This is a genomic window from Actinomadura formosensis, from assembly GCF_050948385.1.
Taxonomy (GTDB): domain Bacteria; phylum Actinomycetota; class Actinomycetes; order Streptosporangiales; family Streptosporangiaceae; genus Spirillospora; species Spirillospora formosensis.
Genome location: NZ_CP192011.1, coordinates 7,249,865 through 7,276,657 on the forward strand (window position 1 = coordinate 7,249,865; position 26,793 = coordinate 7,276,657).

The following is a 26,793-nucleotide window of genomic DNA, read 5'->3' on the forward strand; positions in this document are numbered from 1 at the left end:
CCGGCCGGGCCGCCGCGGGGCCGGCCGGCTCAGGCCAGCCGGGGAACACCCGCCACCTCCACTCCCACACTGGACATCAGCACCGTCATGGGGGTGGAGGTGTCACGCCACACCTTGACCGCCTCCCCGAACACCTTGAGGACGACGCGCAGCGACCTCTGGTCGGCGTCGGCCAGTTCGGCCCACGACTCGTACAGCACCAGGTAGCCGCTCTTCGCCGGCGTCCACGACAGGTCCCCGAGGCAGTCGCCGAGATCACCCCAGTCGCCGCCGGCCAGCGAGGGGAGTTCGAACACGTCGGCGCACAGCCGCAGGAACGCGTTCTTGTCGCGGGCGCGGCGGCCGTCGAGGTGGAAGCCGCGCCAGCCGGCCTCCTCGGCCCGTTCCGTCCAGCTCGTGTCGCCGACCGCGCCCGGCACCGGAGGCGTCCGCCACTGGTAGACGCCCGGCGTCAGCCCACCCGCGAGCAGCCTGGTGAGTGCTTGGTTCGCGTTCACGTCCTCTCCCGGCGGTTCCTGCGTCCCCGCGGTTCGCGAGTGGCCGGGGTGCCCCGCCCCGCCGCGAGCATTTCCCCAACATTCCCCTCGAAATCCCCCACATAGCCAGATTTCGGACACAGACTTTCCGCACCCACGTCCGCGACCGCCGCACCGCATGCCCGGCGCAGCACGCCGACCGGCGATGACGCGAGCACGGGCACGATGGGCCTTGAGTCTCCAGCGGGTGGAGGGCCCAGGGTGAGGGGCATGGACGGCGACACCTTGTACACGATCGGGGAACTGGCGCGACGGACCGGCCTTTCGGTGCGGACGATCCGGTTCTACTCCGACGCGGGTGTCGTGCCGCCCACCTGCCGTACCGCGGCCGGTTACCGGCTGTACGACGCGGAGGCCGTCGCGCGCCTCGACCTCGTGCGGACGCTGCGCGACCTCGGCGTCGATCTCGGCACGGTCCAGCGGGTGCTGGACCACGAGATCGGCGTCGGGGAGGTCGCGGCGGCGCACGCGGAGGCGCTGGACGTGCAGATCCGGACGCTGCGGCTGCGCCGGGCCGTGCTGCGGGCGGTGGCGAAACGCGGATCGAGCCCAGAGGAGATCGAACTCATGCACAAGCTCGCCCGGCTGTCCGACGAGGAGCGCCGGCGGATCATCACCGACTTCATCGACGAGTCGTTCGCCGGACTCGACGTGAACCCCGACTTCGCGGCGAAGATGCGGGCCGCGCTACCGGAGCTGCCCGACGATCCCGAGCCCGCGCAGGTCGACGCCTGGGTGGAGCTGGCCGAGCTGGTCGGCGACCCCGATTTCCGGGCGGCGGTGCGGCGGATGGCCGAGTTCCAGGCCGCCGACACCGAGAACGCCGCCTATCCCGAAGACCCGGCGCGGCTCGGCCGGCTGACGGGGGAGAAGATCGCGGCGGCGATCGCGGACGGCATCGAGCCCCGTTCGGACGCGGCCCGTCCCATCGTCGACGAGCTGGTGGCCGCCTACGCGGAGGCCCTCGGCGCCACGGACGACGCCGAGTTCCGGCGCGAGCTGCGGAAGCGGACGGAGATCGGTACCGACCGCCGCGCGGAACGCTACTGGCAGCTGATCGCCATCATCAACGGCTGGCCCTCCTGGCCCGCGATGACCCCGTCGTTCGAATGGTTCATCGAGGCCCTGCGCGACTAGGGGCGCGACTAGGGGCACGGCTGGGACGGCACGGGGGCGCCGGCGTGGCGGGCGCCGCGCCAGCGCCCCAGCGAGATCACATCCGGGGCGCCGTCGAGAACGCCCCCGGCCGGGTCGTCCTCCCCGTCCGACCGGACCACGTCACCGGACGGGCGAAGAATGTCCCACACCACCAGGGCGGCCAGCATGAGGACGGTCGCGAACCGCGCGAGAAGAGCCAGGGAGTAGACGTCCTGGCTGATGCCGCCCTGGGGTGCGTCCAGGCTCAGCACCGCCGACACCGTGCCGGACAGGTCCTGGCCCGGAGTCTGGCCGGACACCGACAGCAGGAACCACCAGATGCCGAAGAAGTAGGCGATCTCGCCGAGCTGCCAGACGATGAACGCGGGCGGCTTCGGACGCGCCATCACCGCGAGCGGCAGCAGCCAGAGCACGTACTGCGGCGACCACACCTTGTTCGGCAGCATGAACGCGACCAGCACCAGGAACATCAGCTGCGCCAGCCGCGGCCGGCGCGGCGCGGCGAGCGCCAGGACCGCGATACCGGCGGCGAGCACGAGGAACGTTCCGGTACCGAGGAGATTGAGCAGTTCGGTGTCGGCCGCGGGTTCCGCCAGCCCGTGGTCCTGCAGGACGAAGAAGATCGAGCCCCAGTCGACGCCGCGTTTCTGGCTGAAGGTGTAGAACTCCGTCCAGCCGTCCCACGCGAAAACCATCACGGGCAGGTTGACGAGCAGCCAGGTCGCCGCGGTGCCGGCGAGCAGCCGTCCCATCGCGCGCCACCGCCCGGCGCGGACGCACAGCAGCACCAGCGGGCCGAGGAACAGCAGCGGATAGAACTTCGCGGCGATCGCCAGGCCGAGCATCGCGCCCGCGAGCGCCGGGCGGCGCGCCGACCACGCGGCCACCGCCAGCGCGGACAGCGCGACCGCGAGAAGATCCCAGTTGATGTACGCGGTGAGCAGCAGCGCGGGGGACAGCGCCACCATCAGGCCGGCGCGCAGCGAGCGCCGTCCGGCCGCATGCGCCGTGGCGAGAACGGCCACCACCGCGAGGACGGCCAGGATCAGCGCGGTCACGTGGTAGAACGCGAGCCCGCGATCGTCCGCCCCGAACGGCTTGACGAGCCATCCGACCAACTGCATGAAACCGCCGCTGAGCACCGGATACTCGACGTAGTGGATGTCGGATCCGGTGAACGAGTCGAAGTACGGGATCTTGCCGTCGTTCAGCCCGCGCACGTAGTACAGCGGATAGATGTCGGTGTAGCACGCGTTCGTCGTCGTCTTGATGAAGTCGAACCGCACCGACGCGCACGGCTGCTTCTGCAGCCAGCCGAGCAGGCACACCAGGGCGGTCAGCCCCGTCAGCACCGGCGCGAGCCGCCTCAGCCGGCCGGGAGGGTCCGCCACCTCGCTGTCGGCGGGCATGTCGGCGGGCATGGTGAGCCTCTCAGAAGACGACGACATGGACAGCAAGACTATTCGTCCCGGGCCGCCCCTGATCGCCATCACGGAGAACGGCCCGGAGCCACCGCGGGCTCCGGGCCGTCCTCATCGCACGTGCCGGCTCCGATCAGGCGCCGTTCTCAGTCCCGGGGCCGGGATTCTCCTTCCGGCAGGCGGGGTCGTTGCGGTGCTCCGGCTTCGCGCACCACCAGGTCTTGTCCCCGGTGGGCGGAAGGTTCGGGTCACAGCCGAGCGGCAGGTTCATCTCGTTGCAGGGCTGCCCCTCTCCCGGCTCCGGCGTCGGCGACTGCGGCGGCTCCGGCGAACGCGACGGGCAGCCCGGCTGCGGCCGGCCCGGCTGGCAGGTGGGCGTGTTCGACGGCGTCGGCGTGATCGTCGGCGTCGGCGTCGGCTTCGCCTTCGCCCAGGGGGCGATGCTGCCGCCGTTCGCCGCCGGCGGGAACTGGCTGATCTCCTTGCCCTCCAGTGCCTTCAGCATGAAGCGCTTGAACAGCTCGGCCGGAACCGTACCACCGTAGACCTGGCTGTAGTTGCCGACGCCGACCAGCGACTTGCGCCGGCCGCTCTTGTCCTGCCGCCACATCGCCGCCGAGGTCGCGAGCTCCGGGGTGTAGCCGACGAACCAGGCGGACTTGTTCTCGTCCGTCGTACCGGTCTTGCCGGCGACCGGGCGGGCGCCGAGGCTCGCGCGCGTACCGGTACCGGACGTGACGACCGCCCGCATCGCCGTCGTGGCGTCCGCGGCGACGCCCTCGGAGAACGCCTGGGTCGGCTTCTCCCAGGGCAGCTTGCTGAGCGGCTTGTTCTCGTTGTTCACGACGGTGTGGCCCTTGGCGTCGGTGATCTTGGCGATCACGTGGGCCTGCCGGTGCTTCCCGCCCGCGGCGAACGTCGAGTAGACCGACGCCATCGTGACGGGGCTCGTGTCGATGACGCCGAGCGGCAGCGAGGTGTAGGTCGGGTTGAGGTTCGGGGTGTCCTTCGGGATGCCCATCTTCGCGGCCATGTCGATGACGTTCGTCAACTGGACCTTCTGCCCCAGGTCGACGTACGCCGTGTTGATCGACATCGCCGTCATCTGCTTCAGGTTGTAGATGCCGTTCTCGGACCTGCTGTCGTTGGTGAACGTCGCACCGTTGATGGTCCGCTTGTAGGCGCCGTCCATCGTCGTCTGCAGGCTGACGCCCTGGTCGAGCGCGGTGGCCAGCACGATCGGCTTGAAGGACGAACCCGGCTGCACCTTGCCCTGGAACGAGTTGTCGAACTGCTGTTTGCGGAAGTCGGGGCCGCCGTAGGCGGCCACCACCCCGCCCGTCCTCGGGTCGACCGCCGCGAGCCCGAACTGGATGTCCGACTTGAGGCCGTTCTCCTTCTTGATCTGGTTGACGGCCACGTTGGTGTAGTCCTGCAGTTCCTTGTTGAACGTGGTCGTGATCCGCAGGCCCCCGGTCGACAGCCTTTCCCGGTCGATGCCGAGCTCCTTCAGCTCGCTGAGCACGCGGGCTTCCAGGTAGCCGGAGTTCGGGTCGTTCGGAACGTCGCTCCACTGCTTCTGCGTCTGCGGGAACTTCGCCGCCGCCCGCTGGTTCGAGTCGAGCCACTTCTGCTCGACCATCCCGTCGAGGACGTAGGTCCAGCGGTCGATCAGCGCCTTCTTGGCCGGGTTGGACGCCGGGCCGTAGCTGGCGAAGTAGTACGGCCGCTGGATCATCGCGGCGAGCACCGCCGCCTCGGAGACGTTGATCTTGGTGACGGGCTTGTGGAAGTAGGCGCGGGAGGCCGCCTGGATGCCGTACGAGTCGCGCCCGAACGGGACGGTGTTGAGGTACAGCTCAAGGATCTTCTTCTTGTCCATCTCCTTGCCCATCCGGACGGAGATGAGGATTTCCTTGAACTTGCGGCTGACCGTGCGGTCCCGGCTGAGGTTCGCCCAGTAGTTACGGGCCAGCTGCTGGGTGATCGTCGAGGCGCCGGCGACGTCTCCGCCGGTCGCGGCGCGGTAGAACGCGCCCACGATGCCGGTCGGCGAGATACCGGGCTCGGTCCAGAAGTTGCGGTCCTCCGCGGCGAGCACCGCGTTCTGGACGAAGACCGGCACGTCCTTCAGGGCGATGTCCTCGCGGTGGGTGCCGACCCGGGCGAGCGGGGACCCGTCCGCGTAGGTGATCACCGACTCCTGCCGGAGCGCGTCCTGCTGCGCCTTCGTCGGCAGCGGGGTGTTGGCGTAGGCGACGACGACGAGCGCGGCCATGCCGAGGATCATCACGCTGACGACGGCGACGGTGATCTTCCAGGACGGTATGTACCGCCGCCAGCCGGTCTTCTTCTCGGTGTCCGCGGAGTGCTTCTCGCGCCGTCCGCGCCCCTCGCCGCCCCAGAAGCCGTCCCCGCCTCCGGAGCCGCCGCCGGCCCCGCCGGGGCCGCGGCCGCCGGGACCGCCCGGCCCACCCGGACCGCCGGGGCCACCGGGTCCGCCCGGGCCGCCCGGGCCGCCCGGGCCGCGGCGTGGCGGTGGGCCGCCCGGCCCCGATCGCGAGGCCGCGGGCGCGCCGCGCCGCCGGCCACCGCCGGGGGCGCCGGCACGTCCGCCCGTCCTGCCGCCGGGACGCGGCGTCCTACCGGGCGGCGGCGAGCCGGACGGTGTGCCGGGGGAGCCGGGGCGGGGAAGGCCCCGCCGGCCAGAACTCTGTCCGTGGTCCGGTCCGTATCGGCTTGGGTTACTCACGCGGCCTCATCAACTGGGGGACGGCTGTGCGCCGTCCGAGCGTACTGTGCCCCCGGGACCGTCGAGGCGGATGAGCCGGTGCCGCCCTTCCTCCGGCCGGGCGGGCACGCGCGATCGAGGCCGCCGGCGTGCGGCAATTCGCGAACATGCTCCATGTCACACCCCCAAGTTCATGTGGACGGTTCGGGTGACGGTGGCCCACCGGTTCATTCCGGTGGCCTGGTCAATGGAATCAGAGGCGCGAGGCTCTGTGTGGCGGCTCCGCCGAAACCCCGGCCGCCTCCGCGCTTGCGGCACGCCGGATAGTCGCGGTGGAGCTGGCACCACCACCGCGGCGGCGGGTTGCTCGGCGGCCTGTTCGGGTTGCAGTCGCCGTCCGGGAACGGCGACTGGCACGGCGGCATGTCGCCCTCGCCGCCTTCACCGCCCTCGCCCTGGCAGCGCGGGTCGTACTGGCCGACCGGGGAGTTGCACCACGGCGGCCTGCCGTCCTCGTCCTTCTTCTTCTCCGGCGGCTTCGCCCACTTCTGCACGATCCCGCCCCACGCGGGCGGCGGGAACGCCTGGGCGTTCACGCCCTGCAACGCGTTCGCCATGTAGGCCCGCCAGATGCGGGCGGGGATCGTGCCGCCCTGCACCTCGCCGACGCCCGGCAGGATCACCGACTTCTTCTTCCCGTCCGGGCCCGTCGCGTCGTTGTAGATCGTCACCGCGGTCGAGAACTGCGGGACGTACCCGACGAACCAGGAGGAGACGTTCCGGTCGGTGGTACCGGTCTTGCCGGCCGCCTGGCGGCCGTCCGGCAGCGCCGCCGCCGTCGCGGTACCGCTCCTGATGACCTGCTGCATCGCGTACGTGGCGTCCGCCGCGACCTTCGCGTTGAACACCCGGTGCTCTTCGTAGTTCGGCTTGAGCCGGACCGACTTGTTGTCGCTGTTCCTGACCAGGCGGATCACGTGCGGCTGGTGGTACACGCCGCCGTTGGCGAACGCCGCGTAGCCGGCCGCCTGCTCGATCGGGCGGATGTTGTTGACGCCCAGCGCGAGGTTCAGGCAGCACTTGTGCGGCGTCAGCAGATCGGACGCGATGCCGGCGTCCGTCTCCGTCTTGATCACGTCGTCGATGCCGACCTTGCCCATCAACTGGATGAACGCGGTGTTCACCGAGTCCTTGGTGGCCGTGACCAGGTCGATCGCGGGGCCGACGTCATGGCTGTTCGGGACGATCACGGCGCCCGGGTCGTCCTTGGACACCACGCTGCCGTCCGGGCCGATCGGCGTCTTCGACCGTCCCTCCACCAGGCTCTTCAGGCTGTAGTTCTGCTTCAGCGCCGTCGCGAGGACGTACGGCTTCATCGCCGACCCGGCCTGCGCCGAGCCCTGCCACACGTTGTCGAACTCCTGGTCCAGGTAGCCCGGCCCGCCGTAGAACGCCACGACCTCGCCGTTCGCCGTGTTCACCGAGACCAGACCGACGCGGATCTTCTTCTTCGCGAGCTTCTTCGGGTTCACCTGCGGGACGGTCCTCTCGGCCGCCCGCTGGGCCATCACCATCCGCCTGCGGTCGAACGTCGTGTAGACGCGCAGGCCCTTGGTCGTCAGCTCCTTGCTGTCGATGCCCAGCCGGCGCAGCTCCTCCTTGGCGCGCATCAGCATGTAGCCGCGCTGGCCGCCGTACAGCTGGTTACCGCTGCCCGGCTTGCTGATCCTGGGTAGCTGCCGCATGTACTTGTCGGCGTCGGCCTGGCTCAGCTTGCCCATCGAGACCATGCCCTTGAGCGTGTACTGGTACCGCCCCATCACCCACGCCTGGTTCGCCTTCTCGCCGGGGTCCCGGTTCGGGTTCTGGATGATGCCGCCGAGAACGGCCGCCTGGTCGGGCTTCAGCTCCCACACGTTCTTGCCGAAGTACTCGCGGGACGCCGCCTGGATGCCGTACGTGTCGCGGCCGAAGTAGATCGTGTTCAGGTAGAGCTTGAGGATCTCGTCCTTGGAGTGCTTGTCCTCCAGCTTCACCGAGATGAACAGCTCCTTGAACTTCCGGCTGACCGTCCGGTTGTTCGGGTCGGAGTAGTAGTTCTTCGCGAGCTGCTGCGTGATCGTGGAACCACCGCCGGACCCGCCGGTCAGGTTGTCCCACACCGCCCGCGTCGTGCCCGTGACCGAGAATCCGGGGTCGGTGCGGAAGCTGCGGTTCTCCGCCGCCAGCACCGCGTCCTGGGCGAACAGCGGGACCTGCTTCAGCTCGACGCTCTGCCGCTTCTTCCCGATCCGCCCGATCTCGGTCTTGTCGGTGTAGTAGAAGATCGACGCCTGGTCCTCCACGCCCGCGACCGTCGGCTCCTCGGGCGTCGGCGTGTTCTCGTACGCGACCCAGATCAGCGTGATGAACGCCGCGATGCCGAGCCCGCAGACACCGGCCACCAGCTTCCAGGACGGCAGGAACCGCCGCCACCCCGACTCCCGGGACCGCAGATGGTCGAGAATCCCCTTCTTCGGGGAAGGCGGCGTCCCATGCCGTCCGGGGCCGCCCGGACCACCGGGGCCTCCGGGACCGCCCGGACCACCGGGGCCGCCCGGACCACCGGGGCCGCCCGGGCCTCCGGGACCCGCGGGCCCACCGGACCGGTTGGCGGCCCGCACCCCCGTGCTCTTGAACCTCGCGGTCAGCTTCGCGCCGAGTTCCTGCCCGGCCTTCCCGAGCTCCCCGAGCTTCTCCAGCACGGCCGGCTTGGGCGGCGCACCGGGCGGCGCACCGGGCGTACCGAACCCGGCCGCCCCGGCCATGCCGGCTCCGGCGGCCGCACCGGGCACCCCCGGCGCGTTCAGAGCCCGCGGCCCACCGGCGCCGGGCATTCCACCCATCGCGCCCGGAGCCCACGGCCCACCGGGAGCACCGCCGGCTCCGGCTGCGCCCCGCATCCCGGGCTGCGCACCCGGCCGGCCGCCGAACGGGCCCGGACCACCGGGTCCGGCCGGGCCACCCGGCGCTCCCGGTCCGCCGGGCATGGCCTGCCCACCGGACGCGAAGGGGCCGCCGGGCGAGGCATGAGAACCCGAAACGGACGGACCACCGGGTGTGCCGGGGCCGCCCGGACCGCCGGGTCCACCCGGACCGCCGGACGGGCCGTTGCCGCCGGGCGCGGCCGGGCCGCCCGGCACGGACGAGCCACCGGGCGCGCCGGACGCGCCCGGGCCGCCCTGGGCGAAGGCACCGGGGAGGGAAGTGTGCGGGCCCGGGGACGGCGGGTTGACGGGCAGCCCCTGTCCGCCGGGCGATCCTCCGGGGATGCCATGTCCGCCCAACCCGCCGCTGGACGCGGCCGGAGAGTCCGAGGCGAGAGGGTCACCGAAGGGGGCGGCGTGGCGGCCTCGGGGAGATTCGGGAGGTGACGGGGTCCCGGGAGCGGGAGTCCCGGGAGCGGGGCCCGGCGGGGCGGCGCCGGGGCCGCCGGGGACGGAGTAGCCGCCCATGAAGCCGGGGCTCTGGCCGGTTTCCGGCAGCCCCGGGAAGCCGGGGTCCTGCGGCACGCCGGGCGGGCCCGCGGGATGGGTCCAGGCGGACTCGCCGGGGGCGTCCGGACGGCCGGGGTCGTCGGAGTCGCCGGGACGGGGGTTCTGCTGCCCGCCCGGCCTCTGCGACCCGGGTTCTGGTCGGGGCTGGCTTGGATTACTCACGCGACCTCATCAACGGGGGACAACGGTTGCTGCCGAGGGCCAAGGGCGTTCCCCGGTCCTTGTTGCGACTCGTGCGCCGTCCGAAGAGTACTGTGCGGGCTGGTGAGCGGGGGGGAGCGCAGGCACGGCGAAGTTCCGTCCTGGCTGGTCAGCGCCCCTGCCGATGGAAACGGCCGGGTGGATCCTCCTTCGCGTCCGCCGTCCGGGGCCGGTACCCCGAGGCTGAGGACGCTCGACATGGCCAGGTGGTTCCAGCCGTAACTTTGACATATTTCCGCCACATACGCCCTGAACTTGCCGCATTCGCCCCCCACCTCGGCACAGCGGGCGCCGGGCGGCCACTTGCCATGGAGGGAGCCGGTACGTATCTTGTCGATGTATCGAGCCGATACATTAGCTCGATACATCGGATCGAGACATCGGCTTCTGCGAGAGGGAACCGGGATGGCGGCCAGGAAGGGCGCGGGCGTGCTGGAGCTCGCCGTGCTCGGGCTGCTGCACGAGGCCCCAATGCACGGCTACGAGCTGCGCAAGCGGCTCAACGCCCTGCTGGGCATGTTCCGGGCGTTCTCCTACGGATCCCTCTATCCGTGTCTCAAGCAGCTTCTTGCGAACGGGTTGATCGTCGAGGACCGTCCGGACGAGGCGAACACACCGCTGGCACTGCAGAGCCGCCGGTCGAAGATCGTTTACAAGCTCACCGCCGACGGCAAGGAGCGCCTCCAGCGGCTCCTGACCGAGGCCGGTCCGGCGTCGTGGGAGGACGAGGGGTTCGGCGTGCACTTCGCCTTCTTCTCGCACACCCGCGCCGACGTCCGGCTGCGGATCCTCGAAGGCCGGCGCAGCCGGCTGGAGGAGCGCCTGGAGAGCTTCCGCGCCGCGCTGGCGCGGACCCGCGAGCGGGTCGACTCCTACACCCTGGAGCTGCAGAACCACGGGCTGGAGTCGGTCGAGCGCGAGGTCAGATGGCTCAACGAGCTCATCGGACGCGAGCGGGCCGAGCAGGAACAGCAAGCACAGTCAGCCAAGCAGATCGATCAGGACATGCCTCGGGACAAGCGCCGCTGACGGCGGCCTCAACCGGGATGGGTGAGCCCCACCTCATGTCCCATCACAGGTGGCGTTCGCCCTCCGGGCGGGCGTGGATCGCAACCGCTAGAGATTAAGGAGCAACCGGATGGGTTCGGTGCGCGTAGCCATCGTGGGTGTGGGGAACTGCGCCTCTTCGCTCGTCCAGGGTGTCGAGTTCTACAAGGACGCGGCCCCCGACACGCGAGTTCCCGGCCTGATGCACGTCCAGTTCGGTGAGTACCACGTGGGCGATGTGGAGTTCGTCGCGGCGTTCGACGTTGACGCCAAGAAGGTCGGGATGGACCTGTCCGACGCCATCCACGCCAGCGAGAACAACACCATCAAGTTCGCCGACGTCCCGCCGACCGGCGTGACCGTCCAGCGTGGACACACCTTCGACGGCCTGGGCGAGTACTACCTGGACATGGTCGAGGAGTCCGACGCCGAGCCGGTCGACGTGGTGCGGGCGCTGAAGGACGCCGAGGTGGACGTCCTGGTGTCGTACCTGCCGGTGGGTTCGGAGGAGGCAGACCGCTTCTACGCCCAGTGCGCGCTCGACGCCAAGGTCGCGTTCGTGAACGCGCTGCCGGTGTTCATCGCCAGCGACCCCGAGTGGGCGCAGAAGTTCACCGACGCGGGCGTCCCGATCGTCGGTGACGACATCAAGTCGCAGGTCGGCGCGACCATCACGCACCGCGTGATGGCCCGGCTGTTCGAGGACCGCGGTGTTGAGCTGCTGCGCACCTACCAGCTCAACTTCGGCGGCAACATGGACTTCATGAACATGCTGGAGCGCAAGCGCCTCCAGTCCAAGAAGATCTCCAAGACGCAGTCGGTCACCTCGCAGATCCCGCACGAGATGGCGAAGGCGGACGTGCACATCGGCCCGTCCGACCACGTGCCGTGGCTGGACGACCGCAAGTGGGCCTACGTCCGGCTGGAGGGCAAGTCGTTCGGCGACACGCCCCTCAACCTGGAGTACAAGCTGGAGGTCTGGGACTCCCCGAACTCCGCCGGCGTGATCATCGATGCGGTCCGCGCCGCCAAGATCGCCAAGGACCGCGGCATCGGCGGCCCGATCCTGTCGGCCAGCTCCTACTTCATGAAGTCGCCGCCGGAGCAGTACAACGACGACCAGGCGCACGAGGCGGTGGAGAAGTTCATCCGCGGCGAGGTCGAGCGCTGAGCGGCGCCTGAGAGTCTGATCACAAAGTTCCCGAAGGACGCCCTGACAGTGGACATCCCACTGTCAGGGCGTCCTTACTTCTTTGGAGAAACGGTGATGTACCGGCCATCCGTCACTCTGTAGACCTCCGGAACACCGCCGGTGACCGCACGCCAGGTTCGGAGTCTTCGAGGTGGGATACGTGACGGCACGCGAGATGCTCAGGGTGTCGGCGGGCCTGACGGGGCTGGTGGTGGGCCTCGCCGGGTGCGCGGCGGGCGGGGACGACGCGTCCGCGGGGGGCCGGCCCCGCGACGGCGGGACGCTGCGGATCATCGGGTCGTCCGATGTCGGGCATCTCGACCCCGCGGCCGTGTCGGACACCGGCGCGTACGGGCTCGCCCGCACGTTCGCGCGGACGCTGTTCGGAACGCGTGCGTCCAACGACTTCCAGGAGACACTGCCCGTCCGGCCGGACGTGGCCGAGCGGATCCCGACCCGCGAGAACGGCGGCATCGGCAAGGACCGCCGCACGTACACGGTGCGGCTGCGCGAGGGCGTCCGGTGGAACACGGCGCCGCCGCGTCCGGTGACCGCGCAGGACTTCGTCCGCGGCTTCAAGCGGCTCTGCAACCCGGCAGCGCCGTCCGCCGGGAAGGGGTACTTCATCTCCACGCTCAAGGGGATGGAGGAGTTCTGCCGCGGCTACGGCGGCGTCGACGCCGAGGACCCGGCGGCGATGGCGGCCTACCAGCGCGACCATGAGATCGCGGGTGTCCGCGCGAAGGACGACAGGACGCTCGTGTTCACGCTGAAGCGCCCCGCGAGCGACTTCCTCCACCTGCTGTCGCTGCCGTACACGGCCGCCGCGCCGAAGGAGTACGACGGGTACGTGCCGGACGGCCCGCAGTTCCGGCGGCACACGATCTCGGACGGCCCGTACCAGATCACCGAATACCGTCCGGGGGTCTCCTACGTGCTCGGTCACAACCCGGCGTGGCGGGCGGACGGTGACCCGCTCCGCGAGCGGCATGCCGCGCAGATCAGGATCACGCTCGGGCAGGACTCGCCGGAGGCCGTCCAGCGGCAGATCGAGCAGGGCGCCGCCGACCTCGCGTGGGACCTGCCCGTCCCGGTGTCCGCGATCCCGCGGCTGCGGAACGACCCGCGGTTCGCGCTCAGGGAGACGCCGAACACCAGCCCGTACCTGGTGTTCAACACGCGCGGTCCCGGCAACGGCGGCGCGCTCGGCAGGCGGGAGGTGCGGCGGGCGCTGGAGTACGCGATCGACCGCAACGCCCTCATCAAGATCGTCGGCGGGCCGTCGGTGGCGCGGCCGCTGCACACGGTGATCCCGCCGGGCACCTCCGGATACGCGTCCGTGAACCACTATCCGACGCCCGATGAATCCGGCGATCCGGCCAAATGCCGGGAACTGCTCGGTAAGGCCGGCCGCCCCAAGCTCACGCTGAGGTTCCCCCACCGGACGGACGGCGTCCACAAGCTCATCGCCCGGTCCATCGCGGACGACCTCGACGCCTGCGGGGTCAAGACCAAGCTCATCGCCGACTCCGGCGGCTCCTTCCACGCCGGCGCGCCCGCGCGCGCCCGCGCGGGCGAATGGGACATCGCCGCCCCCGACCGGGTGCCCGACTGGTACGGCGACAACGGCCGCTCGATCGTCCAGCCGCTGTTCGACGGCCGCGGCCACGGACGGAACTCCGCCAATTACGGCGGCTACGACAACCCCGAGGTCAACGCACTCATCGACGCGGCCCTCACCGCCCGCGACGCCGGCCACGCCGCCGGCTACTGGCAGCAGGCCGACCAGAAGATCATGGAGGACGCCGCGATCGTCCCGCTCCTGGACCGCTCCCAGCCCCTCTTCCACTCGTCCCGCGTCCATGGCGCCCTGTACCTGCCGGCGACCGCCGGCTACGACTACACCCGGCTGTGGCTGACCCCGTAGAACCCCCGGCGGGCGAGGTGGGCGTGGTACCGGTGTCCAGCACATATGGTGATCGGGTGCATGCGGGTCAGTTGCGGGAAGTTCTGCGGGGACGGGATTTCCGGCGGCTGTACGGGACGCGCCTTGCCTCGCAACTGACCGACGGCGTCTTCCAGGTGGCGCTGGCCGGCTACGTGTTCTTCTCGCCCGAGCGGCAGACGACGGCGGGCAAGGCCGCGGCGGCGTTCGCGGTGACGCTGCTGCCGTACTCGGCGCTCGGCCCGTTCGCCGGGGTGTTCATCGACCGGTGGCGGCGCCGGCAGATCCTCGTGTGGACGCCCGTCCTGCGGGCCCTGCTGGTGCTGCTCGTCGCCGCGCTGGTGGCGGCCGGTCAGGACGGTCTGCTCTTCTTCCTCGGCGTGCTGGCGGTGCTGGGCGTCAACCGGTTCTTCCTCGCGGCGCTGTCGGCGGCGCTGCCCCATGTGGTGCGGCGCGACCGGCTGGTGACCGCGAACGCGTTCACGGTCACCTCCGGGACGGTCATCGCGTTCGCCGGTGCCGGGGCCGGCTACCTGCTGCGCGGGCTGTTCGGTGCCGGACACGAGGGGACGGTGCTGATCCTCGTGTGGGCGGCGGCATTGTTCCTGCTGGCGGGCCTGATCGCGACGACCCTGCCGAAGGGGCTGCTGGGGCCGCATCCGGCGGGCGATGCCGGGCCGGGGGTCCGGGTCGCGCTCGGCGGCGTGCTGACCGGGCTGGCGGACGGGGCGCGGCACATCACGCGGCGGCCGCAGGCGGCGCTGGCGCTCGGCGCGATCTCGTTCCACCGGTTCCTGTACGGCATCGTCCTGATCATGACGCTGCTGCTGTGCCGCAACCACTTCGCCGGCGATCCGGACGGGGGGCTGGAGACGTTCGCGCTCATGCTCGGCGTGTCCGGCGCCGGGTACTTCGCGGCGGCGCTGATCACCCCGGCGGTGGTGCGGCGGATCAGCAAGCAGGCGTGGGTGGCGTGGCTGCTCGGCGTGGCGGCGCTGAGCCTGCTCGTCCTGGGGATGCCGTTCACGGAGCGTCCCTGGGCGGCCGGCGCGTTCCTCCTGGGCGTCGTGTCGCAGGGCGTGAAGCTGTGCGTCGACACGACCCTCCAGGAGATCATCGAGGACGCCTACCGGGGCCGGGTGTTCGCCGTCTACGACATGCTGTTCAACGCGACGTTCGCCGCCGCCGCGGCAGCCGCGGCCACCTGGCTGCCCGCGGACGGCCGCGCCGCCCCCACCCTCCTCATGGTGATCCTCGCCTACGCCGCGGGCGCGGTCGCGTACCGCACGGCCGCGTCCCGCATCCGCCCGCCCGTCCCCGCCCTCCGCTAGAGGGATTCGGCCACCGCGTGGAGAGCGGCGGCGATGTGGAGGACGTCGTCCTCCGTGCAGACGTACGGCGGCATCGTGTAGACCAGCCTGCCGAACGGGCGGAGCCAGACGCCGTGCGCCATCGCGATCTCCTGGACGGACGGGACGTCCACCGGCTCGCGCGCCTCCACCACGCCGATCGCGCCGAGAACGCGGACGCCCGCCACCCCCGGCAGGCCGGCCGCGCCGTCCAGTTCGCTGGTCAGGATCGCCTCGATGGTGTCGACCTCGTCCCGCCAGTCGCGCGACAGCAGCAGGTCGATGGACGCGGACGCGACGGCGGCGGCCAGCGGGTTCGCCATGTAGGTGGGGCCGTGCATGAGAACGCCCGCTTCGCCGGACGTGATGCCGCCGGCGACACGGTCGGTGCACAAGGTCGCGCCCATCGTCATGTATCCGCCGGTCAGGGCCTTGCCGACGCACATGATGTCCGGGACGATCTCGGCGTGGTCGCAGCCCCACAGTTCGCCCGTCCGGCCGAACCCGGTCGCGATCTCGTCCAGGATCAGCAGCAGCCCGTGCTCGTCGGCGATGCCGCGGAGGGCGCGCAGGTATTCGGGGGCGTAGAAGCGCATGCCGCCGGCGCCCTGCACGACCGGCTCGACGATGATCCCGGCCAGTTCGCCCGCGTGCTCGGCGGCCAGCCGCGACAGCTCGTCCAGATACGCCCCGTCGGGTTCGGCGGCGTAGCCGGGCGGCGGCGCGGACGCGAACACGTGCCGCGGGAGGACGTCGCCGAACAGGTGGTGCATCCCGTTCACCGGGTCGCAGACGGCCATGGCGCCGAACGTGTCGCCGTGGTAGCCGCCCCGGACGGTGAGGAGCCGGCGCCGTTCGGGGCGTCCCCGCGACCGCCAGTACTGCAGCGCCATCTTGATCGCGACCTCGACGGCCACGGACCCGGAGTCGGTGAAGAACACCTTCGTCAGCGGCTCCGGCGTGATCTCGACGAGGCGTTCGGCGAGCCGCACGGCCGGTGGATGAGTGAGCCCGCCGAACATCACGTGCGCCATCTTGCCGAGCTGCCCGGTGACGGCCGCGTTCAGCTTCGGGTGGTTGTAGCCGTGCACGGCCGCCCACCACGACGACATCCCGTCGATCAGCTCGGTGCCGTCCGCGAGCGTCAGCCGGACCCCGTCCGCCGACACGACCGGCAGGGCGGGCGTGGACGCGGGCATCGGCGCGTACGGATGCCAGATGTGCTCCCGGTCGAACGCCAGCATCCGCTCGGTCTCCCCCGGGCTCATCCGCCCGAGCTGCAGCGGAATCATTCGCCCTCCTCGCCGGCGGGCCGGTCCGGGGCGCCGATGCCTTCGGCCGCGGCCCAGCGGCGCAGTTCGTCCGCCGCGGCGTCCTTGCCGATGATGCCGCGGTCGAGGCGGAGGTCGAGCAGGAACTTGTAGGCGCGTCCGACGAGCGGGCCCGGCGTGATGCCGAGGATCTTCTGGATCTCGTTCCCGTCGAGCTCCGGGCGGAGCGCGGCGAGCTCCTCCTCCTGCGCCAGCCGCTCGATCCGCACTTCCAGGTCGTCGTAGGTGCGGCGCAGCCGTTCGGCCTTGCGGCGGTTGCGGGTCGTGCAGTCGGCGCGGGTCAGCTTGTGCAGCCGGGGGAGCAGCGGGCCGGCGTCGCGGACATAGCGGCGGACGGCCGAGTCCGTCCACTCGCCGGTGCCGTAGCCGTGGAACCGCAGGTGCAGCTCCACCAGCCGGGACACGTCGGTGACGACGTCCTTCGGGTAGCGCAGCGCGGTCAGCCGCTTGCGCGTCATCTTCGCGCCGACGACCTCGTGGTGGTGGAACGACACCCGGCCGCCCGGCTCGAACCGGCGCGTCCTCGGCTTGCCGATGTCGTGCAGCAGCGCCGCCAGCCGCAGGACGAGGTCGGGCCCGCCTCCGCCCGTTTCGTCGCCCGAACCCGCCTCCTGCGCGATCGCCTGCTCCAGGACGATCAGCGAGTGCTCGTAGACGTCCTTGTGCCGGTGGTGCTCGTCGATCTCCAGCCGCAGCCTCGGCAGCTCCGGCAGGACGTGCGCGGCGAGACCGGTCTCCACGAGCAGCGCCAGGCCCTGCCGCGGGTACCGGCCGCAGATCAGCTTGGACAGCTCGTCCCGGACCCGCTCCGCCGAGACGATCTCGATGCGGGCCGCCATGTCCTTCATCGCGCGGACGGCGTCCGGCGCGACCGTGAACCCGAGCTGCGAGGCGAACCGGGCGGCGCGCATCATCCGCAGCGGGTCGTCGCCGAAGGAGTCCTCGGGCCTGCCGGGGGTCCGCAGGACCTTGCGCTGCAGGTCGGTGAGGCCGCCGAACGGGTCGACGAACTCGTGCCCCGGCAGCCGCGACGCCATCGCGTTCACCGCGAAGTCGCGGCGGCGCAGATCCTCCACGAGCGACGTCCCGTACGAGACCTCCGGCTTGCGGGACTTCGGGTCGTAGGACTCGCTGCGGTAGGTGGTGATCTCCAGCTCGACGCCGTTCTTGCGGAGGCCGACCGTGCCGAAGTCGATGCCGATCGTCCAGTGCGCGTCCGCCCAGTCGCGGATGATCTCCAGGGTGCGTTCGGGTGTCGCGTCGGTGGTCAGGTCGACGTCCTTGGTCGGACGGCGCAGCAGCGCGTCCCGGACGGGCCCGCCGACCAGCGCCAGCTCGTAACCGGCAGCCGCGAACAGGGCGCCGAGGTCGTCGGCGACGGGCGCGATCCCGCGCAGCAGCTCGGCGATCGCGGTGCGCCGCGAGGGCTCTGGGGTCACGTTCTGGTTGGGCACGGCCATCGAGCGTATTTCCTTGGTTGACGGGCTGACAAAGGACTTTCTGGCGATCGGCGGCGTCCCGCGCGGAAGCCCTTGCGGGCCGGAGCCGGACGGGCCCTTCTCCTACCGCGATCCCCGGGTTACGTTCTGGACACCCCGATGACGCCGGTGAGCCTCCCGCACGACAACGGTAGCGGGAGCCGCCAGAGCCCCGGTCCGCCGCAGGTGCGGTTGAGGCGCTTTCTGAGGGTTTACGTGACGTATGACGCGAGTTGGTCCAGTCATTCCGGGTATGTGGGCATATCTCCCACAGAGTGTGAAGCAGGGGACACAGCGATACCAGTTCCGGGAGACCCCCGCGGGATGGAGCCGAACATGAAGGACGCTCTCGCCATACACCGCGCACTGCTCCAGTGGGAGGCCGTGCACGAGATCGTGCGACTGCCCGTCGCGCTGACCCACGCCGACGAGTTGCCGAAGGCCCTCGGCCTCCCGGCGGAAAGATGCCTGGTGACACGCGTCTACACGTGCGACGACGTCCACCACGGCCGGCGTTTCCTGACGGGCGTGATCGTCCGGGCGGGTGAGCGTCCGCCGCTCGACGCCGTCCGGCACACCATCGGCGCCCGCACCATCCGCCCGGCGCATCCCGACATCGTGAACGCCGTGACCGAGTACGCCGCGGGCCTGGTCTGCCCGCTGCTCCTGCCCGACACGATGCCGCTCCTCATCGACCACCGCCTGGTGGACGGCCTGAGCACCGACGACGTCGTCTACACCGCGACCGGCGAGGCGTCAACGGCCCTGGGCATCCGCGGCGGTTCGCTGTCCGCCCTGTGCCAGGCGGAACCCTTCGACCTCACCGCCCCCACCCTCGCGTCCCCCATCCTCTGACCCCACCCGCCCCAGCCATGCGACAACCGAAAGGCACGCCGTCTTTAACCCCAGCCCCGCAACGACCTCAGGCGTTGCGATCGCGTGCGAAGCCAGGTTCGAGCCTGCGAGAACCTGATCGCGCAGCGAGCCCCCTGGGCGAGCCGGAGCGATGCAGCGATCGCCGCTTTGCTCGTTGAAGGAAGGCGCGCCAGCGCCTGACGCCGAGAGCGAAGCCATGAACACAGCAATAAACGCACCACTAGACTCAACCCCGTGGTGCGGGAATTGTTGGCCCGCCGTCCCCGTGCGGCGGCCGGTACGGCGTGAGGACGGTCAAACGCACGGTGGCGTTGGCCGCGCTGGTGCCTTGTATGGCGGCGGTGCCGATGATGCCGACGTCTCCGGCTCTCGCGCGGCGTGCTCCCGCACAGGTTCAGGCGCGTGCCCAGGTCGCCATGGCGCTCACCAAGGTCGGTCCCAAGACCGTCAGTGAGAGCAAGCCGCAGATCGAGATCTCGGGGCTGGCCAAGAACCGCACCGGCCATCAGCTTCCCGGCGTCTCCCTGCGGCTGCGCTACAGCGCGCAGCCCGTCACGAGCCGTACCCAGCTCGACCAGCTCGCGACGAGCCCGCCGAACGCGCTGCCGAACATCGGCCCGGCCAAGCCGCTTCCAGGGGCGGCGTCGCCCGGCGCCACGCAGGGCTGGACGTTCAAGACCACGGTCAGGGAACTGCGGCTCCGCGCTCCGGCCGGCACGCCCGGCGTCTACCCGGTGGGCGTCGAGGTGCTGAATTCCGCGCAGCAGGTCGTCGGCGGCATCACGACGTTCGTCACCTACATGCCGAACCGGCCGAACTTCAAGCCGGTGGCGGTCGGCTGGGTGCTGCCGCTGATCGACCAGATGCACCGCACCGGCGACCGGACGTTCACCGACGACGATCTCACCAAGGAGATGTCGCCCGGCGGCCGGCTCAACCGGCTCGTCGAGGCGGCGTCCGGCACCGCCACGCCCGTCACGTGGGCGCTGGACCCGGCGCTGCTGGACGACGTGCGGCAGATGGCGTCCGGCGACTACACGGTCCGGGCGCCGGGCGCGAAGGCGAGCGTCCGCAAGCAGAAGAGCGCGGTCGCCGCGTCCTGGCTGTCGGCCCTGCGGGACGCCGCGAAGAAGGACCCGTACTTCACCCTCCCCTACGCCGATCCGGACGTCGTGGCGCTCGTCCGCCGCAAGACGCCGCGCGACATCGGCGTCGCCTTCGACCAGCGGAACACGGGCGTCGTGTCGCAGGTCCTCGGACGCGCCCCGGACCGGCATGTCGCCTGGCCGCCCGCGGGCGCCGCCGGCCGCGGCACGCTCGACCAGCTCGCCAGGTCCGCGCTGAAGGACGGCGGGGCGTTCCTGATGAGCAGCTCGCAGTTCCAGGATCCGGCGCCGCCCGCGCCGCCGAACGCGACCACGACGCTGCAGACGCACCACGGCGCCAGGAAGACGCTGCTCTACGACGAGAAGCTCAACCGGATCATCAGCGGGGGGGCGCGGACGGCGTCCGGGGCGCTGCTGACCGAGCAGCGGTTCCTCGCCGAGACGGCGATGATCGCGGCGGAGACGCCGAGCCTGCAGCGCACCGTGGTCATCGCCCCCGACCGGCACTGGGACCCGGCCGACGGGGTCGCGAAGAACCTGCTGACCTACACCAAGGACGCGGCCTGGCTGAAGGAGGTGCCGCTGGGCAAGATCGAGGCGGCCCCGGCGCAGGACCGCGTCTTCAACGAATACTCCGACGACTACCTGCAGTACGAAATCGGCGACGCGCACCTGCGGCAGGTGCAGGAGATCTCCCGGGAGGCCGCGTCGTTCCAGGCCGTGATGACCGGCCCGATCAAGATCTCCTACGAGCGGGCGGTGCTGCGCATGGAGTCGGCGGCGTGGCGGACGTCGGCGCGCCGTGCCAGGGCGTCCCGCATAGAGCTGGAGAACCAGCTCAGTTCGGACATGCGCCGGGTCCGTATCGTCACCACCAAGAGCAAACGCGTGCTGATGGGGGGCAGATCGGGCCGGCTGCCGGTGCTCGTGGAGAACACGCTGCGCGACCAGTCGGTCAAGGTCCATCTCGTCGCCACGTCGGAGAGCAACGCGAAGCTCCGGCTCGGAACGCTGGATCCCGAGGACGCGGTCATCGAGCTGCGGCCCGGCGAGCGGGCGCAGCGGTGGATTCCCGCGCAGGCGGCCGGTAACGGCAACTTCCACGTCTTCCTGGAGTTGCGGGTTCCCGGCGCGAAGGGCCGGACGTACGGGAGCCGCGAGCAGGTCACGGTGACCGTGACCGGCTACGGACGTCTCGCGCTGCTCATCACGGGCGGCGGACTTGCCGTACTCTTCGTGGGCGTCGGAGTGCGGGCCATCAGAGCGAGGCGCCGCCGGAAAGCGGAGGCAGCCGGTGACGGGTCGACGGGAATGGGATCGGCAGGGACAGGGGGACAGGACCCCGGGTTCCCAGCTCCCGGGCTCCCAGGAGCAGGGATATCCGCCACCGAGTTCCCCGGGGTATCCGGGGCGGGACCGGCCGGTGCCGGGCCGGGGACACCCCCAGGGCCCGCCCCCGCAGGGCCGTCCGCCGGCTCCGCCACCGCAGAGCGCACCGAACCCGGCCTACCCGGGCCCGCCGCCGATGGGCAGGCCGGCGGGCCCGCCGAACGCGGCCGAGACGGCGATTGACATTCCCGTCCCCGGCGGCGGCGCACCCGTCGCGGAGACGGTCGTCGACACCCCCGCCCCCGAGTCCGGCTCCGGGGAGGGCGAGAGCGGGAAGGCCGCGTCCGGCGGCATCCTGCGCTCCGGCGCGATCATGGCGGTGGGCACCCTCGCGTCCCGCGTCACCGGCTTCCTGCGCACCGCCGTCATCGTCGCCGCACTCGGCACCGGGCTGCTCGCGAACGCCTACAACACCGCCAACACGATCCCCAACCAGATCTACGACCTGCTGCTCGGCGGCATCCTGACCAGTGTCATCGTCCCGCTGCTGGTGCGGGCGAAGCAGCGCGACCGCGCCTACGGAGAGCAGTACGAGCAGCGCGTCTTCACCCTCGCGGTGATCGGCCTCGGCGTGCTCACCGTCGTCTCCGTGCTGTGCGCGCCGCTGTTCATCGACATCCTCGCGGGCAGCTACACCGGCGACCAGCGCACCGTGGCCGTCCTGTTCGCCCGGTTCTTCCTGCCGCAACTGTTCTTCTACGGTGTCGGCGCGTTCGCCGGGGCGATCCTGAACACGCGCGGCAGCTTCGGCGCGCCGATGTGGGCGCCGGTGCTGAACAACATCGTGGTCATCGCGATCGGCGGCGCGTTCCTGGCGATCACCACGGGCCGCGTCGACCCGTCCACGATCTCCGACTCGCAGCTGATGCTGCTGTCCATCGGCACGACCGGCGGGATCGTCCTGCAGACGGTCGCGCTGTGGCCGTCGCTGCGCCGCGTCGGGTTCCGGTGGCGGCCCCGGCTGGACTTCAAGCGCGGCGAGATCGGCGAGGTCGGGCGCATGGCCGGCTGGACGCTGCTGTACGTCGTCGCGGCCCAGGCCGCGTTCGCCGTCGTCACCGCGCTGGCGAACGCCGCCGGGACCAGGGCCGCGAAGGAGGGGTTCGGCGAGAGCTACGGCTACACCCCGTACTTCAACGCCTACCAGCTCTTCCAGCTGCCCTACGCGATCGTCGGGGTGTCGGTGATCACCGCGCTGCTGCCGCGGATGAGCCGGTTCGCGGCCGAGGGCAAGACCGCCGACGTCCGCGCCGCGTTCTCCAGCGGGCTGCGGCTCTCCTCGGTGATCATCATGCCGGCGGCGGCGCTGATGCTGGTGCTCGGCCCGGAGATCACCACGGTGCTGTTCGCGCACGGCAACACCTCGGCCGACGACGCGCTGGTCATCGCGCGGGTCATGCAGATGTTCGCGATCGCGCTCGTCCCGTTCTCGATCTACCAGCTCATGCTGCGGGTCTTCTACTCCCACGGCGACACCAGGACGCCCGCGCTGATCGGGCTCGTCGTCACCTCGTCCAACATCATCATGGCGTTCACCGCCTACAACGTCCTCGGCGTGAAGTGGATCGTGATCGGCATCGCCGGCGGATTCGCGATCACCAACGTGGTCGGGACGATCACCTGCTGGCTGGTGCTGCGCCGCAAGCTCGGCGGCATCGACGGACGCCGCATCGTCGGCGGCCACCTGAAGCTCCTCGTCGCGGTCTGGCCGCTGATCGGGTTCGCCTACGCCGCGCACACCATCGCGGACGCCGCCGGTGACACCTCGACGATGCTGCCCGCGCTGATCACCCTGGTCGTCGGCTCCGCCGGCGGCGGGCTACTGTACGTGTTCTTCGCCAGGCTGATGCGGGTAGAGGAGGTTCAGACGGCCATCGCCACGTTCGCGCGCCGGCTGCCCGGACGCTGACCACCCGCCGTCGACCACATCCCGAAGTAAAAAAGGACGCGCGGCGATAAGGCGGCCACTTATGCGAGTAACCACTACCATGTGGGGGACTACGGCCTGCGGGGCGACACCCTGGGGAACGCAAAGAGGAGGGTCGGAGGCGTAAGCTGCCACGCCACGAACATGGGATCTGACCACCTGTGCAGGACGCTGCCGTGAGCACGTCAGTCATCGAACCCGGCACACGTCTCGCCGGCCGCTACCGGCTCGAAGAGCGCATCAGCGATTCCGGCGGATCATCGCTCTGGCGGGCCATCGACGAGATCCTCGCGCGGGCGGTCGCCGTCCGCACCTTCGATCCGAAGTTCCCCCGGATCGCCGAGGCCGTCACCTCCGCCCGGTCCGCCAGCCGGCTGACCGACCCCCGGCTCACCCAGGTCTTCGACGCCGACGATTCCGGTGAGAGCGCCTATGTCGTGAGCGAGTGGGTCGTCGGCGAGAACCTGGAGGCCATGCTCGGCAAGGCCCCGCTGGAGCCGGGACGCGCCGCGACGCTGCTGTACGAGGCGGCCGAGGCGCTCGCCGCCGCGCACTCCGCCGGGCTGTCGCACCTCTGCCTCACCCCCCGCAACCTCGTCTGGACGACCGGCGGAACCGTCAAGATCCTCGGTGTCGCGACCGACGCCGTCCTCGGCGACCGGCACTCCGACGACCCCGCCGCCGAGGACGCCCGCGGTCTCGGCCGGATGCTGTACGCGGCGCTCACCGCGCACTGGCCCGGTGCCGAGGACGCCTCCGACCTGCCCGCCGCGCCCGCGGCCGACGGCACCCCGCGCGCGCCCCGCCAGGTCCAGGCCGGCATCTCGCACGCGGTCGACGCGATCGTCTGCCGCTGCCTCGGCCTCGGCCAGGGGGAGCCGCTCGCGTCCCCCGCCGACCTCGCGAAGGCGCTGCGCGGTGTCCCGCGCACCCCGCTGCCGCTGTTCGCCGGGCTCGGGAACGCCGCACCACCGTCGCCGCCGCGGCCCGCGGCGCCCCAGCGTCCGGCGGCACCGCCGCCCGCGGCGACGCGCCCGCACCGGCGGCCCGCGCACGAACAGCCGGCGCCGTCGCACGTCCCGCCGCCGCATTCCCGGCACGGCGCCACCCCGCCGCCGTCCACGTCCACCCGGACGGCGGCGCAGGGCCCCGGCCCCTCGAAACGTCCGGCCAACCGGGCCCTGCTCGGCGTCGCCGCGGCCGCCCTGACCGTCATCGTCGGCCTCGGCGCCTGGGCGCTGTTCGACACCGGCCCCAAGGACAAGTCCGGCAACACCGGCACCGTGGACCCGAAGAAGTCGAGCGCTCCCCCCACCCCCTCCGCCACCCAGCTCACCGTCCGGAGCGCGGAGGGCATCGACCCCGTCGGCCAGGACGGAGGCAAGGGCGAAGGGAAGGGCCATCTCGCCGTCGACGGCAAGACCGGCACCGCCTGGCGGAGCTCCTACTACACCTCTCCGGAGTTCGGGAACCTCAAGAAGGGCGTCGGCCTGCGGCTCGACATGGGCAAGGCGGTCACGGTCAATGAGGTCAAGGCTCAGGTCCCCGTGGCCGCCGGGGCCACGATCCAGCTGAAGATCGGCGACACGGCCGCTCCGAACGCGATGCAGAAGGTCCAGACGGTCACTACTTCGGGGGGCAGCTTCGTCTCGTTCCAGCTCCCCAGCCCGCAGACCGCGCGATACGTGCTGCTCTGGTTCACCAGGATCTCCAACGGTTCGGACGGGCAGTTGCGCGCCGAGGTCAGCGAGGTCTCCGTCCTCGGTTCGTCGAACTGATCCGGCTTCGCACCCGCTGCGGGCCGGCGCGCCGGCTCCGCCGCGGCAGGCCGGTTCCCGCGCGGGCGGCGGGAGCGGGATCTCGGGGCGGCCGAGGCAGTCCCGGCTACCGGGTTACATCTTCGCGGCGGTTGGGGCGACGCCGAAGCGGCTGTGACGTGGAGTCTCGCTTGTCTGTATCGTGCCTCTGAGCAGAATGTCCCCTCGCCCCCAGGAATCTGTGGTGCAAACCCCAGCAGCCGGTCGCGGACGTCCGGCACCCACAGGGCGTCCCGAAGGAGAAAGCGGTCGCTCATGGCGTCGGTGAGCATGCATCGCGTCGGCGAGGTGCCCGACAAGGAACTCCTCGCCCGCCATGCCCAAGGGGACCCGCACGCGTTCGCCGAACTGGTCCACCGGCACCGCGACCGCATGTGGGCGGTCGCGCTGCGGACGCTCGGCGATCCGGAGGAGGCGGCCGACGCGCTGCAGGACGCGTGCCTTTCGGCGTTCCGCGCCGCCGCACGGTTCCGCGGGGACGCCGCCGTCACGACCTGGCTGCACCGCATCGTGGTGAACGCGTGCCTGGACCGCGTCAGGCGCAAGTCCGTCCGGCCGGCGACGCCGATGGGCGACGACGCGACGTTCGACGCCGTCGCCCCCAGGATGCCGGACCCGACCGACGCGCACGGGGTGTCGCTCGACGTCCGCACCGCGCTCGCGGAGCTTCCGTACGAGCAGCGGGCCGCCCTCGTCCTCGTCGACATGATGGGCTACTCCGTCGACGACGCCGCCCAGGTCATGGACGTCCCACCTGGGACGATCAAGAGCCGCTGCGCGCGGGGACGGGCCCGGCTCGCCCCCCTTCTCCGCCACCACCGGAACCGACGGGATCGCAAAAACGTCGGAGGTGTGGAAGGAGGTGGCATGCCCAAGTGAACCCCGCACACTATGACTACGACGTCCTGGCCGATCTGGCCGAGGGATTGCTCGAAGACGACGAAGCCGCCTCCGTCAACGCGCACCTCGACACCTGCGCTGAATGCCGGGAGCTGTCCGCCGACCTTGCGGACGTCTCCCGGATCCTGGCGGAGGCCCCCGTCCCGTCCATGCCCGCCGAGCTGGCAGAGCGCATCGATACCGCCATCGCCGCGGAATCGTTGAACAACGCCACCGTCGTGAGCATGGAACAGCGGCGCGGAAGGCGGCATTGGCGGATACTGTCGGCGGCCGCGGCGGCGGTGATCGTCGTCGGCGGCGGCGCGGCGGTCGGCTCGACGGCATTGGACGGGGTGAGCGGCGACCACGGCAAGGCCGCGACCCCCGCACAGGACAACCCCGACCAGTCCGGTTCGGGGCACGGGATGGCGCCGAACTCCGCCCCGGCCCCGGCGGCGACCTTCACGGTCACCCGCAGCGGTGCCTCGTACCGTGCCGGGACGCTGGGCCCGCAGGTCGGCCGGATGCTGGCCGACGCGCAGGAACTCCGGGGCCGGTCCGGCTCCCCGTCCGCTCGGCTCCAGGGGTGCGTCCGCGGCGTCACCCACGGCCAGACGCCCGCCCTCGTCGATCAGGCGACCTACGAGGGGAACCCGGCGACCGTCATCGCCACCCATGGGGACGGGTCGGGCAAGTGGAACATCTGGGTCGTCGGCCCGGACTGCTCAGCCCAGAACCAGCACGTCCTGAAGAAGCTGACCAACGCCTGACACGCGGCACACCGCTCATTTCCGCTCGCAGGCCCCGGCGCCATACCGCCACGCCGCTCCGGCGGCGCAGGCGCCGGGCCCGCGGCGAGACGGACACTCCCCGG

17 protein-coding genes are annotated in these 26,793 nt (G+C 71.2%); 11 read left to right on the forward strand and 6 right to left on the reverse strand.

All coding sequences use genetic code 11. From position 1 onward, the window contains the following. Positions 1-29: 29 nt before the first annotated feature. A complete protein-coding gene (locus tag ACQP1N_RS34135; protein WP_433228394.1) occupies positions 30-497 on the reverse strand; it encodes a barstar family protein in 468 nt (155 codons plus the stop codon). 249 nt (positions 498-746) lie between these two features. Between ACQP1N_RS34135 and ACQP1N_RS34140 the strand changes: the two genes are divergently transcribed. After that, positions 747-1,673, forward strand: coding sequence for a MerR family transcriptional regulator (locus tag ACQP1N_RS34140; protein WP_433228396.1), 927 nt, complete (start codon positions 747-749; stop codon positions 1,671-1,673). Positions 1,674-1,681: 8 nt separating this feature from the next. On the opposite strand, the gene ACQP1N_RS34145 is transcribed toward ACQP1N_RS34140, so the two are convergent. The 3 genes from ACQP1N_RS34145 to ACQP1N_RS34155 all read right to left on the reverse strand — a co-directional run bounded on the left by ACQP1N_RS34145 (position 1,682) and on the right by ACQP1N_RS34155 (position 8,653). Next, entirely contained in the window at positions 1,682-3,142 is a 1,461-nt protein-coding gene (locus ACQP1N_RS34145) for a glycosyltransferase family 87 protein (protein ID WP_433228397.1), read from the reverse strand. 106 nt (positions 3,143-3,248) lie between these two features. Next, a complete protein-coding gene (locus ACQP1N_RS34150; RefSeq protein ID WP_433228398.1) occupies positions 3,249-5,867 on the reverse strand; it encodes a transglycosylase domain-containing protein in 2,619 nt (872 codons plus the stop codon). Between the two features lie 206 nt (positions 5,868-6,073). Beyond that, positions 6,074-8,653 (reverse strand): transglycosylase domain-containing protein, encoded by a 2,580-nt coding sequence (locus ACQP1N_RS34155; RefSeq protein ID WP_433228399.1) that lies wholly within the window; start codon positions 8,651-8,653, stop codon positions 6,074-6,076. A gap of 1,335 nt (positions 8,654-9,988) precedes the next feature. Here ACQP1N_RS34155 and ACQP1N_RS34160 point away from each other — a divergent pair. From ACQP1N_RS34160 to ACQP1N_RS34175, 4 genes are all read left to right on the forward strand, one after another. Further along, positions 9,989-10,612 (forward strand): PadR family transcriptional regulator, encoded by a 624-nt coding sequence (locus tag ACQP1N_RS34160; protein ID WP_067806345.1) that lies wholly within the window; start codon positions 9,989-9,991, stop codon positions 10,610-10,612. Positions 10,613-10,721: 109 nt separating this feature from the next. Then, entirely contained in the window at positions 10,722-11,801 is a 1,080-nt protein-coding gene (locus ACQP1N_RS34165) for an inositol-3-phosphate synthase (RefSeq protein WP_067806348.1), read from the forward strand. A gap of 181 nt (positions 11,802-11,982) precedes the next feature. Then, the gene (locus tag ACQP1N_RS34170; protein WP_433228400.1) at positions 11,983-13,749 is read left to right on the forward strand and encodes an ABC transporter substrate-binding protein; all 1,767 of its coding nucleotides are present in this window, start codon (positions 11,983-11,985) and stop codon (positions 13,747-13,749) included. Positions 13,750-13,805: 56 nt separating this feature from the next. Next, positions 13,806-15,098: an MFS transporter gene (locus ACQP1N_RS34175; RefSeq protein ID WP_433228402.1), complete on the forward strand. Its 1,293-nt coding sequence runs from the start codon at positions 13,806-13,808 to the stop codon at positions 15,096-15,098. Here ACQP1N_RS34175 and ACQP1N_RS34180 read toward each other — a convergent pair. Continuing rightward, positions 15,095-16,408 (reverse strand): adenosylmethionine--8-amino-7-oxononanoate transaminase, encoded by a 1,314-nt coding sequence (locus ACQP1N_RS34180; protein ID WP_433228404.1) that lies wholly within the window; start codon positions 16,406-16,408, stop codon positions 15,095-15,097. The two genes, ACQP1N_RS34175 and ACQP1N_RS34180, sit on opposite strands and share 4 nt — an antisense overlap. Then, positions 16,405-17,907, reverse strand: coding sequence for a CCA tRNA nucleotidyltransferase (locus ACQP1N_RS34185; RefSeq protein WP_067806366.1), 1,503 nt, complete (start codon positions 17,905-17,907; stop codon positions 16,405-16,407). Before ACQP1N_RS34185 ends, ACQP1N_RS34180 begins: the two co-directional genes overlap by 4 nt. A gap of 354 nt (positions 17,908-18,261) precedes the next feature. On the opposite strand from ACQP1N_RS34185, the gene ACQP1N_RS34190 reads away from it, so the two are divergent. The 6 genes from ACQP1N_RS34190 to ACQP1N_RS34215 all read left to right on the forward strand — a co-directional run bounded on the left by ACQP1N_RS34190 (position 18,262) and on the right by ACQP1N_RS34215 (position 26,689). Next, complete coding sequence (locus ACQP1N_RS34190) at positions 18,262-18,780, forward strand: aminoacyl-tRNA deacylase (protein WP_067806370.1); 519 nt, start codon at positions 18,262-18,264, stop codon at positions 18,778-18,780. A gap of 353 nt (positions 18,781-19,133) precedes the next feature. After that, complete coding sequence (locus ACQP1N_RS34195; RefSeq protein ID WP_067807891.1) at positions 19,134-21,479, forward strand: DUF6049 family protein; 2,346 nt, start codon at positions 19,134-19,136, stop codon at positions 21,477-21,479. Continuing rightward, entirely contained in the window at positions 21,433-23,205 is a 1,773-nt protein-coding gene (gene murJ, locus ACQP1N_RS34200) for a murein biosynthesis integral membrane protein MurJ (RefSeq protein ID WP_433228406.1), read from the forward strand. Before ACQP1N_RS34195 ends, murJ begins: the two co-directional genes overlap by 47 nt. Positions 23,206-23,399: 194 nt before the next feature. Further along, positions 23,400-25,001: a protein kinase family protein gene (locus ACQP1N_RS34205; RefSeq protein ID WP_131732682.1), complete on the forward strand. Its 1,602-nt coding sequence runs from the start codon at positions 23,400-23,402 to the stop codon at positions 24,999-25,001. Positions 25,002-25,295: 294 nt separating this feature from the next. Beyond that, positions 25,296-25,919, forward strand: coding sequence for an RNA polymerase sigma factor SigM (gene sigM, locus ACQP1N_RS34210; protein WP_174548851.1), 624 nt, complete (start codon positions 25,296-25,298; stop codon positions 25,917-25,919). Next, complete coding sequence (locus ACQP1N_RS34215) at positions 25,916-26,689, forward strand: anti-sigma factor family protein (RefSeq protein WP_067797443.1); 774 nt, start codon at positions 25,916-25,918, stop codon at positions 26,687-26,689. Before sigM ends, ACQP1N_RS34215 begins: the two co-directional genes overlap by 4 nt. Positions 26,690-26,793: the final 104 nt, after the last annotated feature.